Annotated in this window: 13 protein-coding genes and 3 pseudogenes; 7 read left to right on the top strand and 9 right to left on the bottom strand. The window is 47.5% G+C overall.

All coding sequences use genetic code 11. From position 1 onward, the window contains the following. Positions 1-649: 649 nt before the first annotated feature. Together mobQ and PXT33_RS12325 are read right to left on the bottom strand one after the other, a co-directional pair. A pseudogene (mobQ, locus tag PXT33_RS12330) lies at positions 650-2,235 on the bottom strand (MobQ family relaxase). Positions 2,236-2,504: 269 nt separating this feature from the next. Next, positions 2,505-2,828, bottom strand: coding sequence for a DUF3847 domain-containing protein (locus PXT33_RS12325; RefSeq protein ID WP_055191833.1), 324 nt, complete (start codon positions 2,826-2,828; stop codon positions 2,505-2,507). An 80-nt stretch (positions 2,829-2,908) separates the two neighbouring features. On the opposite strand from PXT33_RS12325, the gene PXT33_RS12320 reads away from it, so the two are divergent. The 6 genes from PXT33_RS12320 to PXT33_RS12295 all read left to right on the top strand — a co-directional run bounded on the left by PXT33_RS12320 (position 2,909) and on the right by PXT33_RS12295 (position 7,099). After that, positions 2,909-3,448 (top strand): RNA polymerase sigma factor, encoded by a 540-nt coding sequence (locus tag PXT33_RS12320; protein ID WP_223383315.1) that lies wholly within the window; start codon positions 2,909-2,911, stop codon positions 3,446-3,448. Next, positions 3,441-4,136, top strand: coding sequence for a DUF4367 domain-containing protein (locus PXT33_RS12315; RefSeq protein ID WP_005924698.1), 696 nt, complete (start codon positions 3,441-3,443; stop codon positions 4,134-4,136). Before PXT33_RS12320 ends, PXT33_RS12315 begins: the two co-directional genes overlap by 8 nt. Positions 4,137-4,307: 171 nt before the next feature. Further along, entirely contained in the window at positions 4,308-4,694 is a 387-nt protein-coding gene (locus PXT33_RS12310; protein ID WP_223383317.1) for a hypothetical protein, read from the top strand. Positions 4,695-4,850: 156 nt separating this feature from the next. Further along, positions 4,851-5,243, top strand: coding sequence for a hypothetical protein (locus PXT33_RS12305; RefSeq protein WP_223383318.1), 393 nt, complete (start codon positions 4,851-4,853; stop codon positions 5,241-5,243). Positions 5,244-5,254: 11 nt separating this feature from the next. Beyond that, positions 5,255-5,962 (top strand): hypothetical protein, encoded by a 708-nt coding sequence (locus PXT33_RS12300; RefSeq protein ID WP_015536562.1) that lies wholly within the window; start codon positions 5,255-5,257, stop codon positions 5,960-5,962. Positions 5,963-6,172: 210 nt separating this feature from the next. Beyond that, positions 6,173-7,099 (top strand): serine protease, encoded by a 927-nt coding sequence (locus tag PXT33_RS12295; protein ID WP_005924705.1) that lies wholly within the window; start codon positions 6,173-6,175, stop codon positions 7,097-7,099. 776 nt (positions 7,100-7,875) lie between these two features. Here the strand turns inward: PXT33_RS12295 and PXT33_RS12290 are convergent. After that, positions 7,876-8,157, bottom strand: a complete 282-nt coding sequence (locus PXT33_RS12290) for a DUF6061 family protein (RefSeq protein WP_015536560.1) — start codon at positions 8,155-8,157, stop codon at positions 7,876-7,878. Positions 8,158-8,246: 89 nt separating this feature from the next. Then, positions 8,247-8,525, bottom strand: a pseudogene (locus PXT33_RS12285) (DNA topoisomerase III); the annotation flags it as partial. Between the two features lie 161 nt (positions 8,526-8,686). On the opposite strand from PXT33_RS12285, the gene PXT33_RS12280 reads away from it, so the two are divergent. Further along, positions 8,687-9,910, top strand: a complete 1,224-nt coding sequence (locus tag PXT33_RS12280) for an ATP-binding protein (protein ID WP_291016621.1) — start codon at positions 8,687-8,689, stop codon at positions 9,908-9,910. A 37-nt stretch (positions 9,911-9,947) separates the two neighbouring features. Here the strand turns inward: PXT33_RS12280 and PXT33_RS12275 are convergent, their stop codons facing one another. The 5 genes and pseudogenes from PXT33_RS12275 to PXT33_RS12255 all read right to left on the bottom strand — a co-directional run bounded on the left by PXT33_RS12275 (position 9,948) and on the right by PXT33_RS12255 (position 14,052). Next, positions 9,948-10,679 carry a DUF4366 domain-containing protein gene (locus PXT33_RS12275; protein ID WP_291016618.1) on the bottom strand — a complete coding sequence of 244 codons (732 nt, stop codon included), beginning with the start codon at positions 10,677-10,679 and terminating at the stop codon, positions 9,948-9,950. Continuing rightward, on the bottom strand, positions 10,669-10,935 hold the full coding sequence (locus tag PXT33_RS12270; protein WP_291016615.1) for a DUF4315 family protein: 267 nt from the start codon (positions 10,933-10,935) through the stop codon (positions 10,669-10,671). The genes PXT33_RS12275 and PXT33_RS12270 overlap by 11 nt, the downstream gene beginning before the upstream one ends. Before the next feature lie 15 nt (positions 10,936-10,950). Beyond that, positions 10,951-11,294: pseudogene (locus tag PXT33_RS12265) on the bottom strand (C40 family peptidase); the annotation flags it as partial. 27 nt (positions 11,295-11,321) lie between these two features. Further along, positions 11,322-13,715: a VirB4-like conjugal transfer ATPase, CD1110 family gene (locus PXT33_RS12260; RefSeq protein ID WP_347070336.1), complete on the bottom strand. Its 2,394-nt coding sequence runs from the start codon at positions 13,713-13,715 to the stop codon at positions 11,322-11,324. Then, positions 13,687-14,052, bottom strand: coding sequence for a PrgI family protein (locus PXT33_RS12255; protein ID WP_347070335.1), 366 nt, complete (start codon positions 14,050-14,052; stop codon positions 13,687-13,689). Before PXT33_RS12255 ends, PXT33_RS12260 begins: the two co-directional genes overlap by 29 nt. Between the last annotated feature and the right edge of the window lie 13 nt (positions 14,053-14,065).

Here is a 14,065-nt window from a genome sequence, read left to right as displayed (position 1 = left end):
TGGGGAATCGTCCGGCGGCGGGCTTGCACCGCACCATTGGCATTTCAGCCACCCCGTCTTCGTTATGACCGGGCTGCGAGTTACAGAAGTACCTTTTGTGAAGTACCGGACGATTGAACTATTCACTTGTCAAGGAACATATGGAAGATTTCTGGACTTTGACGGACGAAAAACATCCTTCTACTTGGTAGCCGATGAAAAAGGCCATTTCGTAGCATTGCAAGCAATTTTGTAAACAAAACGTCATAATAGTCCGAGAATGGTCTTGAAAAAGATGCCCTACACTTGGTAGGCATCGAGAACGCCTGTTTCGTAGCATTGGTGAGAAACTTGTAATTGAATTGTAATTCTTGAGACCAAATCTCCGCTTTTGAAAAAATCCTCTCAATAGGTAGGCAACGAAAACAGCCCAAAGACAACCATCTTTTTGAGAATTAACAAAAAGGTCACAAATGACCGGCTTTCAAAGAGGCGCTTCTACTATTAACAGAAAAAGTGGCCTAAAATGGGGGGTGTTGGAGAAAATTTCTGCCTTAAAAGTACGCCTCTACTCACTAGCCAGCGAGAATAGCCAAAAGCCAGCAAAAAACAAATGAATTATGTACTTCTGCCACTGATTGCAACGGCATATCGGTGACAGAAAGATCGTTTAGAGCGATTCTTCGCGGTTTGGGGTGGTAGAAATCGTTTTGTAGTTGGACTTTTTCTGCTGAAGCTGCTGAAGCTGCTCCAGCTGTTTCAGCACCGATTCCTTCTCCGGCATCTTACCGCCCGGTGCGGAAAGCTGCTGCTTATTCAGCACCATGTCGATATATTTGCGGATGTTTTTCAGGGCGGAGATGTCCGGCTGCAAGGTTTCCAGTTGGGTACGCAGTTCTGCGCTGCTGGATTGCAGCGCAGAAAATTCGGCATCCAATGCCGAAAAATCTACCGCTGTGCTGCCGTTCAGTTTCATCAGAGTGCGGACAGCTTTATTGAAAGCGTCCAGTTCTTCCTTGTGCTGGCTGGCATAGGCATTCTTTGTCAGCTTGAAGTTCTTCTTTATAAAGGTATCGTGGATGGGCTTCAGCTTGGCATGGACGGCGGCAGCGTCTTTGATCTGGGCAATCGAACGCATCCGGTTCTCGTTCTGCTTCAACTGCCTGCGGAGAGGGGCGGCGGTCTGGTTTAAGCTGTCAATGGCTTGGTTCAAATCCTCGATGGTGTTCAGGGAATGGGCTTTCAGATAGTCCACCGTCTGTTTGACTTCCTCAAAGTCCCGGACTGTGCATTTCAGTTTTGCCTTGCCAGACCAATCGCTGCGCTGTTCGTTGCGGAGATTGAAATAGTCCACCAGAAGGTCGGACAATGTGGGTTCCTTTGCCTTTTCCAGAGCGTCCAGAAGAAGCTGCTTCTTTTCGTTCAGGTCTGCGATCCAGCGTTGCAGCCCACGGATGGCACTGCGGATGGACTGCATCAGGCTGTTGGCGGCTCGAATATCACGATTCAGATTGCCGAGAAAGGTTTCTACTCCACGCTTTTCCATCTGGTGTGCAGCGGGGCCGAGATGCACGGTCGGTATCTGCTGGATGCCCTGCCGCTCAAAGGAGCGCAGGGCAACACGTTCTGGCCTGCCAGCTGCTTCCAGATAGCGGTTGGTGATGGTTTCCCAGCTATGCCGCCAGATTTCGGCGTACTTCTGGTCGTTCCAGTCCACCGTGTTCTCCTTGTGACATTTCCAGTTGCCGGAGGGAAGTTGGATGCGCTCGCCGTTCTCGTCAAGGTCGTAAACCTTTCTGGCTTTTGGAAGCCACTTGCCGTGTTCATCCATTGCCCGGATGGTCAGCAGAATGTGGGCGTGTGGGTTTCCATCTCCTTGTCGTGGATGGCGAAGTCAGCGATCATCCCTTTGGAAACAAACTGCTCCTGACAGAACTCCTTTATCATGGACAGATACCGTTCTTTCGGCACCTCCACCGGGAACGCCAGCACGATGCGCCGGGCAAGCTGGGAGTTCCACTGGTTCTCCACAGCTTCTACGGCGTTCCAGAGGGTCGCCCGGTCTGCATATCCGGGCGGCGCATAGGATGGCAGCATGATCTCAGCGTGGACAAGTTCTTTCTTCTTGTTGTAGAATTTCGTTCTCTGGTCGTACTCGCTGAACAGCCGTTCGCCGCTTTGGTAAGCGGCCCCGGCAACAGCGGACTGCCCTTGGCTGCGCTTGACGATGGTAATTTTGAAATGCGGACACGGAATAGGCATCACCCCCAAACAAAAAGACCGCCCAGCAAGATTGCTCTTGGTGAACGGTCTGGAATTGTATTCGGTTTTGCTCGCCGCCTTAGAACGGAGTGCCATGCGCTTCGATCTCAGGCGGGAGCCGCAAAAGGATAGCTGCAAAGCAGCGCAAGGAAAATGCAGTTTTCCTTGGGATGGAATCGGGCTGGCGCACAAACGCCAGCTTCGATTTCATCGAGCCGTCTGCAAGACCGCAATTTCACCGGAACGGTGTATAATTGCGCCCTTTATTCTAAAGGTTTTTGGACGTTGCTGCGTTCGTGAACATCATGCACCATCTTTGCAAGTGCCAGCACGACTTCAGGCTGGCGGAACGAGATTTTCAGCAGCTCCATCACCTGATCGTTGGTGAGTTCTTCCGGCGCAATCAGAAAACTTTCCAGCATTCCGGCACGGGTACACAGCCGATGCACACGGGCCTTGCGGGTCAGCTCCGGTATCTGGTGTTCCAGAATTTTCTCCCGGTGCTGGTAGTAGCGCAGCTGCTGTTCTGCTTTGGCTTTCTCGCTGCGGAGATAGGCGAGATCGGTTTTCGGTTGGGTCAATGGCATCACGCTCCTTTTCAAAAGTTGGTTGTATTCGACATTTTTATTGGTTCGTGGTACACTACACACAATCAATGTGAATAGAGGTGACTGCGTTGCTTGCGTTATATCTAAGTGTGCTTGATGATCGAAACTTTGAAGAAGATTTTACCGAGGTGTACAATACATACAAACGGCTGGTTTACCATACCGCTTACAAAATCATGGATGATTCGTATCTGGCAGAGGATGTGCTACAAGAGGTATTTTTGTACGTTGCAAAAAATTTTTCTAAAATTCATCGAGAAAACTGTCACGAACTCGCTGCTTATCTCGTTAGTTGTAGTAGAAGCCGTGCATATGATATGCTTCGCAAACAACGAGAAGAATTGCTGGAAGATGTCCCAAACGAACCAGATGCCGCTCCGGTGCCGGATGATGCAGCAGTTAGCACCGATAACATTGAACGTCTAACAGAACTGATTGGCCAAATGAAACCGATGTACCGTGATCCGCTACGCCTTTTGGCAATGGGATATACAAACCGTGAGATTGCAAAATCGCTGGGATTAACGGATGAAGTGGTACGAACACGGCTCTTTCGAGGACGAAAACTATTATGGAAGGAGATGAACAGCCATGAGTGAGCGGACAGACATTTCATTTGATGCGGCTTTGATGATGGCACTTCGTGCAGATGCGCAAAGAGAACTGGATTCGCTTCCAACGCCAAAGCAGTTTGAGGAAATCTACCCAGATACGTCCCAATGGGACGAACGAATGACAGAGGCCTTAAAGAAGAAAAAGCACCACCCAGTGTTGAAACGAGTACTAATTGCGGCATTGACACTCGTAATGCTGACGGTTGGTGCTCTTGCGGTCAGCGCTGATTTCCGCAGGGCAGTCTATACGATGATTCAAAAATTTCTGCCCATTGAGATGCAGCTGACTTATCAGGTGGATGGCGAACCGCTGGAGTGGCTCCCGGATGGATACAGCGACCATTATGTGCCGAACGGCTTTGAAATGGACGATGTGCAGAAATTTGAGCGAGCAGAAAACTTTTTACATGTTTACTCGTCAAAAGAAACAGAGGAAAGCTACACAGTCCGTTGCTCAATTATCCAGCCAGGGCAGCAGTCCCTGTTTGATAATGAGCATACAGTGTACGAAACCGTAAAGGTCGGAGAAGCAGATGGTGTACTTGGAACCAGTACGGATGAACATGGAAAGAATGTTTATACTCTAAGTTGGGAACATCGGGGGATTACACATACCGTTATGGGAAACATTCCATACGATGAGATTATGAAAATTGCGGAAGGTATCCGTTAAGAAAGCTGGACACTTGTGAGAGTTCACAAATGTCTGGCTTTCTTTTTGTCTGAACTTACAAAGATGGAAAATTTGAAAAATTTTCTCCTGAAAATTGAAACGAAGCGAATGCGAATTGCGTTGATTATACAAAGGCTCTTGATGGGAGCAAAAAAACGGAGGTGTATGTCTATGTCGAAAAAGCGTTTGTTGTCCATTGTTGTTTCAGCGGTGATTCTCTTGAGCTTTGCCTGCACCGCAATGGCCGCTGAAAAGTCTGAACGGTATGTAGGCGATAGTACGGTCAACGGATCTATTTACCAAACATACTATCAGGTTGATGCCCAGACTCGAACTGGAGTAAAGAAAATCAGCGTTTCAGGCGTTCTCTATGAAAAGGGGACAATTGGAACATGGCAAAAAGTAAGTAGCTGCTCAAACAGCAGCACGACCTCAACCTGCATGGTGAGCAGTAGCTTTAACACTAAGCCCGGAAAATCTTATAGGCTTGAGTATTCTGCGACCTTTAGCTATTCCGATGGACGGAGCGAAACCATTACCGGAAGTACCAGTAGATAAGTGGAGTTTGTTATATATTTCAGCAAGTTAGAAAGGTGTGAGGTAATTATAAAGGCGAGACCAACGCGAGTTATCCGATACCTAGCTATAGTCGCACTGTGCTTGCTTTTGGGCTTTATGCTTGGAAGAAAAAGCAAATATGAAAAACGAGATTATTTGAAACAATTCAAAATTGGAAAAGCAACATACTCTGAATCGTTGATATATGAGGCTTATGGCGGATTGCAAAATGATGGGATAATGTTAGCGGTATACTACGATGTGGATGCAGCCAAAATTATTCATCAACTCGATTCATGGGAGAAAATTAATGATTCTCCAACCATATCTTCTATATTAAAAAATGTGTCGTCATATTTTGGATTAGATTTTGTGATTCCTGAAATTGCAAGTGGAAATTTTTTTCTTTATGATAATAGTCAGCATAAGGAACTACGCTCGGAAGCCGAAATGAATACATTGCTTTTACATTCTGAAGATGTGAATTTTAGTCTCGTTGTCTGGGATGATGAGAAGCACACAATTTATATAGTAGAGTACAGAATTTAAGGAGGTTCGTTATGAAGAGGTTCGTATCATTAATTCTTTCAGTGTGTTTTTTGTTTTCGATAAATACTGTGTCTTATGCTGCTAACATAAGCAGCCGTAAAGCTAGCAATCCTGTTATTCAAAGCATGAATGATAAGTATCATGTTGATTTTTCGGGAATGTCGATAGATGAATTAAATAAGTTTATCGATAAGATGAAAGATGAAGATCAAACACGTGCATCTGGAAATTTGTTAAATAATACACAGCTTGCATGGTTGGCAGCTGCGCAAATTGCACGGGATAAGGGATATGAATGTGCGGCTCTTATGGTTGAATTCTCTGTATATAATATTGACTATTCTGAGAGTGTGACGGATTCTTCGACGCCATTGCTTGACAAGTTAAACACGACAACAGTTTTTAATAATTATAAAAACAAAGTACTTAATAGTGGCTTGAAAGATTTTAGTGGAGGAAGTTGGTCTTTTACAATTCAAAAGTCTGATAATGCAGATTTATTCTATGCATTGCATAGGGTAAGCACCTCTGGAACAGGCTTCATGATTGGTAATTCTATAATGTATTACTTGATTACCGTTCATGACACATTTGATTTTGCATATGACAACAACTATGACGACTTGTTTACTACTACAGTGAATAATTGGGCTTGGTTGTGCCAGCAGACGCATGTGTTGAATCCCATAGAGATAAATCTTAGCACGGCTATTGGATAAAAAATCAGTGGTATTTATTTTTTTGCGAAAGTAAAAGTTGAAATCTAAAATAAGGATGGCTCTAACGTATGAAAAATTTTACGGAGGTGTTTCCAATGCAGAGCAACTGATGTATAAGAAATCTTGTGTATACTCTAAAAGTAAAGAAGGAAAATTAAAATAGCTAGTGAAAAAATATCTCGTAGAATTTTTTTGAAAGCAAGTGGGATTGTGGCTCTTTCTTCAATGGAGCTTAACTCTGGGCTGACTGCTTTTGCAGATAATCAAAGTGATGGAAGCAAATCTCATATCGAGAGATACCATAGATACGATTTTGATACAAAAGAAGAATCTATAGAGGAAATTATAGTTGAAACCAATTCCTTCACGGATGGAGAGACAACTGCAGGCTATTTTCCAAATGGAAAGATTTCGGATATTGATCTATCCGATCTGTATGCGATTATCGGAAGCAATGATATCACTGTTGTTGATAATCCAACGGCAACACCATATTGTAGTACGGTATGCCTACAGATAACGACCAATAATGGAGGGACAAATTATGGTTCTGGATTTATGATTGGGCCTAATGCACTTGCAACAGCAGCACATAATCTATACAGTATAAAGGAAAAAGCCTACGTTAAGTCGGTAAATGTCGCACCTGCTCGATCTGATAATAGTAAACCTTTTGGAAGCGAAAATGTATCGGCAAGTTCGATGATTGTTAGTGATTCTTATCTTGCTGGAACAAGTTCGGAGGATTGGGCGATTATTACGCTCAAGAATAATTTAGGAACGAAAACGGGATGGCTTGGGTTACATTGGCAGTCTAGCAATTATTCATCATCACAGTTGGTGTATGCTTATGGCTATCCGAGCCAAATAAATGGTGCCGATGCGAGATATCGGATGTGTAAATCTTCTGGGTATATTAGAAGTCAGACTTCAAAATATCTCAAGGGCGATTGGGATTTGACAGGTGGCTTTAGTGGTGGTCCTCTTGTAGAATATATTTCTGGAGCTGGGTATGTAGCTATCGGAATCCATAAAGATGGAAGCACAATTGATGGTTCTTCATATCCAACTTCTTATACAGGGGCATTGAGAATAACACAATCGCTTTATACGCTGTTCCTTTCATACAGAGGTTGATAAAATGAAATGCAAACGGAAGATTATGGTTGGCATAGCATTTGTGGCAGTGGTTCTCTGCATTCTATTTCAATCGAATACATTCGGAAGAAAAAAATCGGAACTTATAATTGAAGAAGTTGACCTGAAGAACAATTGTATTTATGCGACTGCAAAAAATCAATTATATGATACGGATGACAATTATATAATTTATGGCGTATCAAACTACTTGAAAGGAAATCTTCAGTTGTCGTATCTTAAAGAAGGCGAAAGCATTCTTGTGATATCAAACGGTAAGGTGTTGCTATCAGATCCGTATCAATTTGATAAAATATACAGTATTCAACTGTTGCAATAGCGTTTCATTTTCTCAATAAATAATATAAGCTATTTACAGCTGCCTCCTCTGTTAAGTGGTGGTGCAGTGCTTATTCTCAATAACGATGCGATTGATGAAAATGATAGACCTTTTTGGAATTTAGAATTTTCTCAATAATCAAGCCCCCAAAATGGCAAACTTGAAATCATCGAGAGATACATAAAATATAGGGTTAAATCGACTTTCGTGTCGAAAAAACAAGTGCTAGAAATAGCAAAATCCATTGAATTTTAGAATGACATTTATAAGAAACCAGTAGATTTGCCTGATATTTGTGATTTCTTTGACCGTTGGGCCATTGATTTTGCACTACATTGATTTTGCACTACTATGAGCAAAGGAAAAACTTAAAATAAGCAAACAACCCGCCATTTGCAGCGACTGCAAGTAGCGGGTTGTTTGGCCTATTTAGAGGTTAGTCTTTCAGTTTGCCATGGTCACAGCCAAGTGAGAGATAATGCTCAATCTCACCACTCAGCACAAGCTGGACGCACTCCAAGGGCTTGTTGTATAGTAGCCAATCAAGTTCAGCTCGCTGTGCCGGGGTATTGCCGTATTCGTCCTCGATGGCAAGGCAGTCAATGGCAATGGCAGAGCCATCAGCGAACTGGGCTTCCGCTCGGTTGGTGTCCATATTATAGTGCCAAGAACGTGCTTTTTGAGAACTATTCTGGTCAAAAATTCGATTTTGTTTCATTTGAATGCCCTCTTTGATGCTTTTATGATTTAGTTTTTTGACGAGATGAGGTCTCTTTTTTCTTTCTCTTGAGTCACCCAACCGCACTATCCTGCATCTGTCGCGCAGACGATGCTGTCAACATCCGGGCGGTTCATCAGGTCTTTCAGAACACCAAACTGCTTCTTGGTGGATGCAGACACAAGATACTGCCACTGTTGCGGCAGGATGGGCAAATCGGCAATGCTCCACTTGACGTACTTTTCATCGTAGATGTTGGGCGGTGCCAGCTCCACCAGATGACCAATACACCAGCTGACCAGATAGCCGCCGCCCTCCAGATAGCCGTCTTTGCGATTGGTTACACCAAGGACTTTTGCGTAAGCCATCGCAACGGAGGGCTTTTCGCTGACAACTAAGCGATAAGGCAATAAGCATCAACTCCTCTATAAGTTTCTATGGATTGCAAAATGTGCTTGCAAGTTACAACCGTTTCGGCTAAAATGGAATTGCAAGAAAAATCAGCCGAAGCATAAAGGCGGTGAATGAGATGGCGTATATTCAAAGAAGTCTGGAAAAAGTTGTGGAGCAAGTCACACAGGAATACCCGGTCGTTCTTGTGACGGGTCCCCGACAAGTTGGCAAGACGACTATGCTGAAAAAGCTTATGGAGGGCAGTTCCCGTGGCTATGTATCACTGGATGATTTGAACGATCGGGCACTGGCAAAAAATGACCCGGAGCTGTTTTTGCAGCTGCATAAGCCACCGGTTCTGATCGACGAGGTACAGTACGCCCCGGAGCTATTTACCTATATTAAGGTATATGCCGACACCCATCAGGAGCCGGGGGCCTTTTGGCTGACCGGCTCGCAGGTGTTCAAGTTGATGCGCGGAGTACAGGAATCTCTTGCAGGGCGTGTTGCCGTGCTGTCCATGACCTCGCTTTCGCAGTCGGAGCTGAACGGAGCGGAAACAGAGCCGTTCCGGGTTGATCTGGATGACCTGCTGAAGCGGGAGAGACAAAGCAAGTCGGTGGACACCAAGGGCATTTTTGAGCGGATCTATCAAGGCTCCATGCCGGCCATTGCAAGCGGAAAGAATACGAACAGTCAGATTTTTTACAGCAGCTACCTGTCTACCTATATCGAACGTGATGTCAAAGAGCTTTCAGATGCCATTGATGCGTTGAAGTTCCTGCGTTTTATGACGGCGGTTGCAGCCCGCTGTTCTCAGATGCTGAACGTTTCGGACATTGCGCAGGATGCGGACATCAACCAGAAACAGGCTAAAGACTGGCTGCACATTCTGGAAACGCTTGGAATCATTTTCTATCTGCACCCTTACTCCAACAACCTGCTGAAGCGTCTGGTAAAAACTCCGAAACTCTATTTCTACGATACCGGGCTGGTCTGCTACCTGACCCGGTGGAGCAGTGCCGAGGTTCTGGAATGCGGTGCCATGAATGGGGCAATTCTTGAAAACTATGTCGTTTCCGAAATCGCCAAAACCTATCTGAACACCGGCAGGGAGCCGTTCATGTACTATTACCGGGATAAGGATGCCAAGGAAATCGACATCGTGCTGGAGCAGGATGGCGTCCTGAATCCCATCGAGATCAAAAAGACCTCCAATCCCGGAACAGAGTTGACAAAGGTGTTCTCGCTGCTGGACAAGGCATCCGTTCCGCGCGGAAAAGGTGCCATTGTCTGCATGAAGCCCAAAGTCGGCGTGATCGACCGGGACAACTATATCGTTCCAATCTGGACGATTTGAATCGTAATTATGTACGGCGGCAAACGCCGCCTTAAAATCAGATGGGTTCAGTGTCCTGCTCGTCCGGGGCTTCGTCCTCGTCCGGCACATCGGTGGGGATCTCAAAATCGCCCTTGTCCTCGGTGTAGTTTGCATCGGGGTCAAGGGCTTCTTTTTCGGCTTTTTTCTTCTGCATCTGCTGGCGATAGAAATAGAAGCCGCCGCCTGCCGCCAGCGCAATCAGCACCACCACGCCCAGAAAGCCGGATGCGATTTTTGTGACCTTATTTTCCTTGGGCTGTTCCGTGCCGGATGACGCCGCTGCTTCCGCAGCCTTCTTGGCTTCTTCCTCGGCTTTCAGCCTGTCCAGTTCCGCCTGTGCCGCCGCTTCTTTTTCCGCAGTGTAGGCATCGGCAGCTTCTTCCTCCATCAGAGCCAGAAGGTCGGCTTCATCCACCAGGTTCATAAAGTGTACGGTCTGTGCGCCTTTGCTATTTCGGTCGATTACCAGATAAAATGTCGCACCAGACTTCGACACCAGCGTGATGAACTGCTGGCCGCTGCCATCCGAATAATTGGTGTAGTAATCGTCCACCAACGTCAGATTGCCCTCCGGGGTCAGTGCGCCGGAGGTTTCATCCGTGATGGTGACAACATCTTCCTCCACGACTTCCGGCAGAACAGGCTGTTCCACCGTGGCAGTATCGCCCTCAAAGGCAAAAGCGGGAACCGCAATGCCAATGCACAGCACCGCCGACAGCAGCAGTGCGCCGAATTTCTTAATCATCATTTTCCATATCCTCCTTGTCGAATTCTGCGCCGACTGCGGACAGTGCAGCCGGGGTCGGGGGCGTAGTTGCCGCCTGCCGCAGCAGGATCGCAAGCTGTTCCGGGGTCACGTTTGCAGTGCGCACCATGTCGGCAACCTCTGCCGCCGATTCCTCCTGAATGCGCCGTTCCAGAATCGCAATGCGGTTGTTCAGCTTGATGCGGCGTTCCTGCTCTTTTTTGAGCATCACCTTGAGTCTTTCCAGTCTTTCACCCATAAATAATCCTCCGTTTCATTTTGAAAGCCGTCCAAAACCTGCGAGATATTGCTCCCAGTAGGACGAGTGAATGTTTGCGTACTTGATTGGATCGCCGGCAGACACCATCATCCCGTTGCCGAGATATATCCCGGTATGGCTCATACCGGGGGTGTCATAGGTTCCCTTGAAGAACACCAGATCACCGGGCTTTGCTTCTGCTTCGGAAATGTGCTGGCTTTTCTGCCATAATCCGTTGGCGGTGGTTCTGCCCACATCGTAGCCGTTCTGGTTGTAGACCCAGCAGACATAGCCGCTGCAATCAAAGCCGGTTTCGGGGTGGAACCGCCCCAGACGTAGGGCGTACCGACATATTTCTTCCTCTTTGATGTTCAGCTTCGGTTCACTCATTTCTGCGCACCCTCCGAGACTTCACCCAACTTGGTGGTCATAATGCGGTAGAGTTCCAGATCGGTGGGGAACCGGTCAACAAAGGGCAGAATCACATTGCCGAAGAACAGCAGCCCTTCGCCCTCGCCGGAGTGGGTCACATAGGAAAGCTGATGGGGCGAGATGTTGAGCTGTTTTGCGAGAATCTGGCGATCTCCTGCCGCCTGATTCAGCATGATGATCATGTCGGAATTTTCAAAAATATTCTCGACCTCACGAGAAGAAAGAAGATCTTTCACGTTCTGTGTTAATCCGGTCGGGATGCCGCCCCACTTGCGAAAACGCTTCCAGATCTCCACGGAATACGCCGCAGTCTGCTCCTCTTTCAGAAGCAGGTGCATCTCGTCCATATAATACCGGGTGGACTTTCCGCTGCTGCGGTTTGCGGTGACACGTCCCCAGACCTGATCCTGCACGATGAGCATACCGAGTTTCTTCATCTGCTTGCCCAGTTCCTTGATGTCATAGCAGACGATGCGCTTGTTGACGTTCACATTGGTGCGGTGGTTGAACAGGTTCAGGGAGCCTTTCACATAGATTTCCAGTGCGGTGGCAACATGATGGGCTTCTTTCTCGTCCTGTTGGAGTAGGGCGTTGTACAAATCCTCAAGGATGGGCATATTCTCCGGGCAGGGGTCCGCAAAATATTTGCGGTAGATCAGATGCACACAGCGGTCAATGACGGTTTTCTCCACCGGCAGTAGCCCTTCTTTGCCGCCCACCACCAGTTCACACAAAGAAAGAATAAAGTCAGCCTTCAGGGAAAGCGGGTTATCTTCCTCGGAGTAGTTGGCATTGATGTCCATGGGATTGATGAACTGGGTGCTGTTGGGGCTGATTTTGATGACCTGACCTTTCAGCCGGTTCACCAGCGGCGAGTATTCGCCTTCGGGATCATTGATAATAATATCATCGTCCGTCACCAGAAAGGCGTTGGCAATTTCACGCTTTGCCGAGAAACTTTTGCCGCTTCCCGGAGTGCCGAGAATCAAGCCATTCGGGTTTTTCAGCTTTTTACGATCCACCATGATGAGGTTGTTGGACAGGGCGTTCAGGCCGTAATACAGGCTTTCTTTGCCAGACTGGTAAAGTTCCTGTGTGGTGAACGGAATGAAGATGGCCGTGCTGCTGGTGGTCAGTCCCCGCTGAATTTCGATCTGGCAATCTGCCAGCGGCAGGCTGCTCATCAGCCCCTGCTCCTGCTGGAAATCCAACCGGCACAGATTGCAGTTGTGCTTCTGGGCGATGGAGCTGGCCTGAAAGACATTGTTTTCCAACTCCTGTTCCGTGCGCCCGGTGTTCAGCACCAGAAAAGTGACTAGGAACATCCGCTCGTTCTGGCTCTGCAACTCTTTGAGCAGGGCTTTCGCATCCCGTCCGTAAGTTGCCAAATCCGACGGAATGATGTCAATATCATACCCGGCACGGATAGCTTTTTTCTGCTCCTCGATCTTACTGCGGTCCAGTTCGGTGATGGTGCGCTTCACCGTCTTGATGGCACGGTTCTGGTCAACGGACTGGATGTGCATGGTGACGATCTGGCTGGAATCCATGTCCAGAAAATCCTTCAGCAGCTGGTCGCTGATGTCGGATGCCGTGATGCTCAGAAAGCTGGCGGCACAAAAAATACCGCCCATCTGGAACGTCCGGGAGTTTTTGAAGGCAAAGGCGGTGGGCGCAATGGCATCCTTCACCGAAAGTCCGCTTTTCACAAGGTCTTTCCAGTCAAAATGAAATTTGCTGGCACCGTCCATATTGAACATATCGTGCATGAGTTTCAGCCGCTGGGCACCGTTCAAGGGCTTTGCCTGCACACCCAGCCGGTGGAAGTTGTTCAGCAGGTCATTCTGGATGTGGTCAAGCCGGGGCTTGACCTGTGCCATGCTCTCGCCCTCCACGCCAAAGGTGATGAACTTGGTCTTGGTCAGACCATTATTGCCCTTGGCAAGCTGCTGGCGCAGCATCTGGGAATACTCGGCACGAACATCGTCAAAGCCATCCTTCTGGAACGGAATGCGGATGCTCTTTTCAAACTCGGTGCTGTCGGTTGCCATGTTCACAAAGGACAGTTCAAATTTGATGGAGCTGTCGAAGAAGTTCAGAAAACTGCACCATTCCTCAAAAATGGCGGTCTTATCCTCCTGCTGGGCGAGCTGGTAATTGATGTCCTGATACTGGATGGTGCGGGTGTAATAGTTGGGCTTCACCCGACAGGTGCCATCCTCGAACATCCGCTGCATGGGGATGGACTGCTGGGCGGTCCGGGGAACAGCAGGCTTTGTGTTCTGCCTGCGCTTCTGCGCAGACTGGGGCTTGCTGTGCTTACCGGTCTTTTTCCAAAACGGGATCATGGGTCACGCCTCCCTTCATCAAAATCGAATAGTAGTTGTTGGTCTTGTAGGGGCGAATCTTCGGGCGGACAAACCGGGACTGCACATAGTACGACAGCAGCTTTTCCAAGGGCTGACCGTTTTTCTCGTACATCCCAAGGAAGAACGCCGGCAGCATCACCGCCATCATGCCGAGGGTGGCAGCAGTGTTGCCGCCGGAATCCCGGAGAACAAAAAACAGCGGCACTCCAATGAGAGCCGCTGTGCCGAAACAAAGCAGTTGCCGTTTCGTCAGATTGAATGCGACCTTCGATTTCACTTTCGTCAGGTCACGGGGAACGGAAATATAAGCAGCCAATAAAGCACCTCCT

Origin of the sequence: Faecalibacterium taiwanense (assembly GCF_036632915.2) — a bacterium.
Lineage (GTDB): Bacteria > Bacillota > Clostridia > Oscillospirales > Ruminococcaceae > Faecalibacterium > Faecalibacterium taiwanense.
This window is presented reverse-complemented; position numbering and strand designations above follow the sequence as displayed.

Excerpts from the sequence above, each read along its gene's own strand:
- PXT33_RS12325 (WP_055191833.1), bottom strand. The coding sequence starts at position 2,828 with ATGCCATTGACCCAACCGAAAACCGATCTCGCCTATCTCCGCAGCGAG.
- PXT33_RS12315 (WP_005924698.1), top strand. The coding sequence starts at position 3,441 with ATGAGTGAGCGGACAGACATTTCATTTGATGCGGCTTTGATGATGGCA.
- PXT33_RS12310 (WP_223383317.1), top strand. The coding sequence starts at position 4,308 with ATGTCGAAAAAGCGTTTGTTGTCCATTGTTGTTTCAGCGGTGATTCTC.
- PXT33_RS12300 (WP_015536562.1), top strand. The coding sequence starts at position 5,255 with ATGAAGAGGTTCGTATCATTAATTCTTTCAGTGTGTTTTTTGTTTTCG.
- PXT33_RS12290 (WP_015536560.1), bottom strand. The coding sequence starts at position 8,157 with ATGAAACAAAATCGAATTTTTGACCAGAATAGTTCTCAAAAAGCACGT.
- PXT33_RS12280 (WP_291016621.1), top strand. The coding sequence starts at position 8,687 with ATGGCGTATATTCAAAGAAGTCTGGAAAAAGTTGTGGAGCAAGTCACA.
- PXT33_RS12275 (WP_291016618.1), bottom strand. The coding sequence starts at position 10,679 with ATGATGATTAAGAAATTCGGCGCACTGCTGCTGTCGGCGGTGCTGTGC.
- PXT33_RS12270 (WP_291016615.1), bottom strand. The coding sequence starts at position 10,935 with ATGGGTGAAAGACTGGAAAGACTCAAGGTGATGCTCAAAAAAGAGCAG.
- PXT33_RS12260 (WP_347070336.1), bottom strand. The coding sequence starts at position 13,715 with ATGATCCCGTTTTGGAAAAAGACCGGTAAGCACAGCAAGCCCCAGTCT.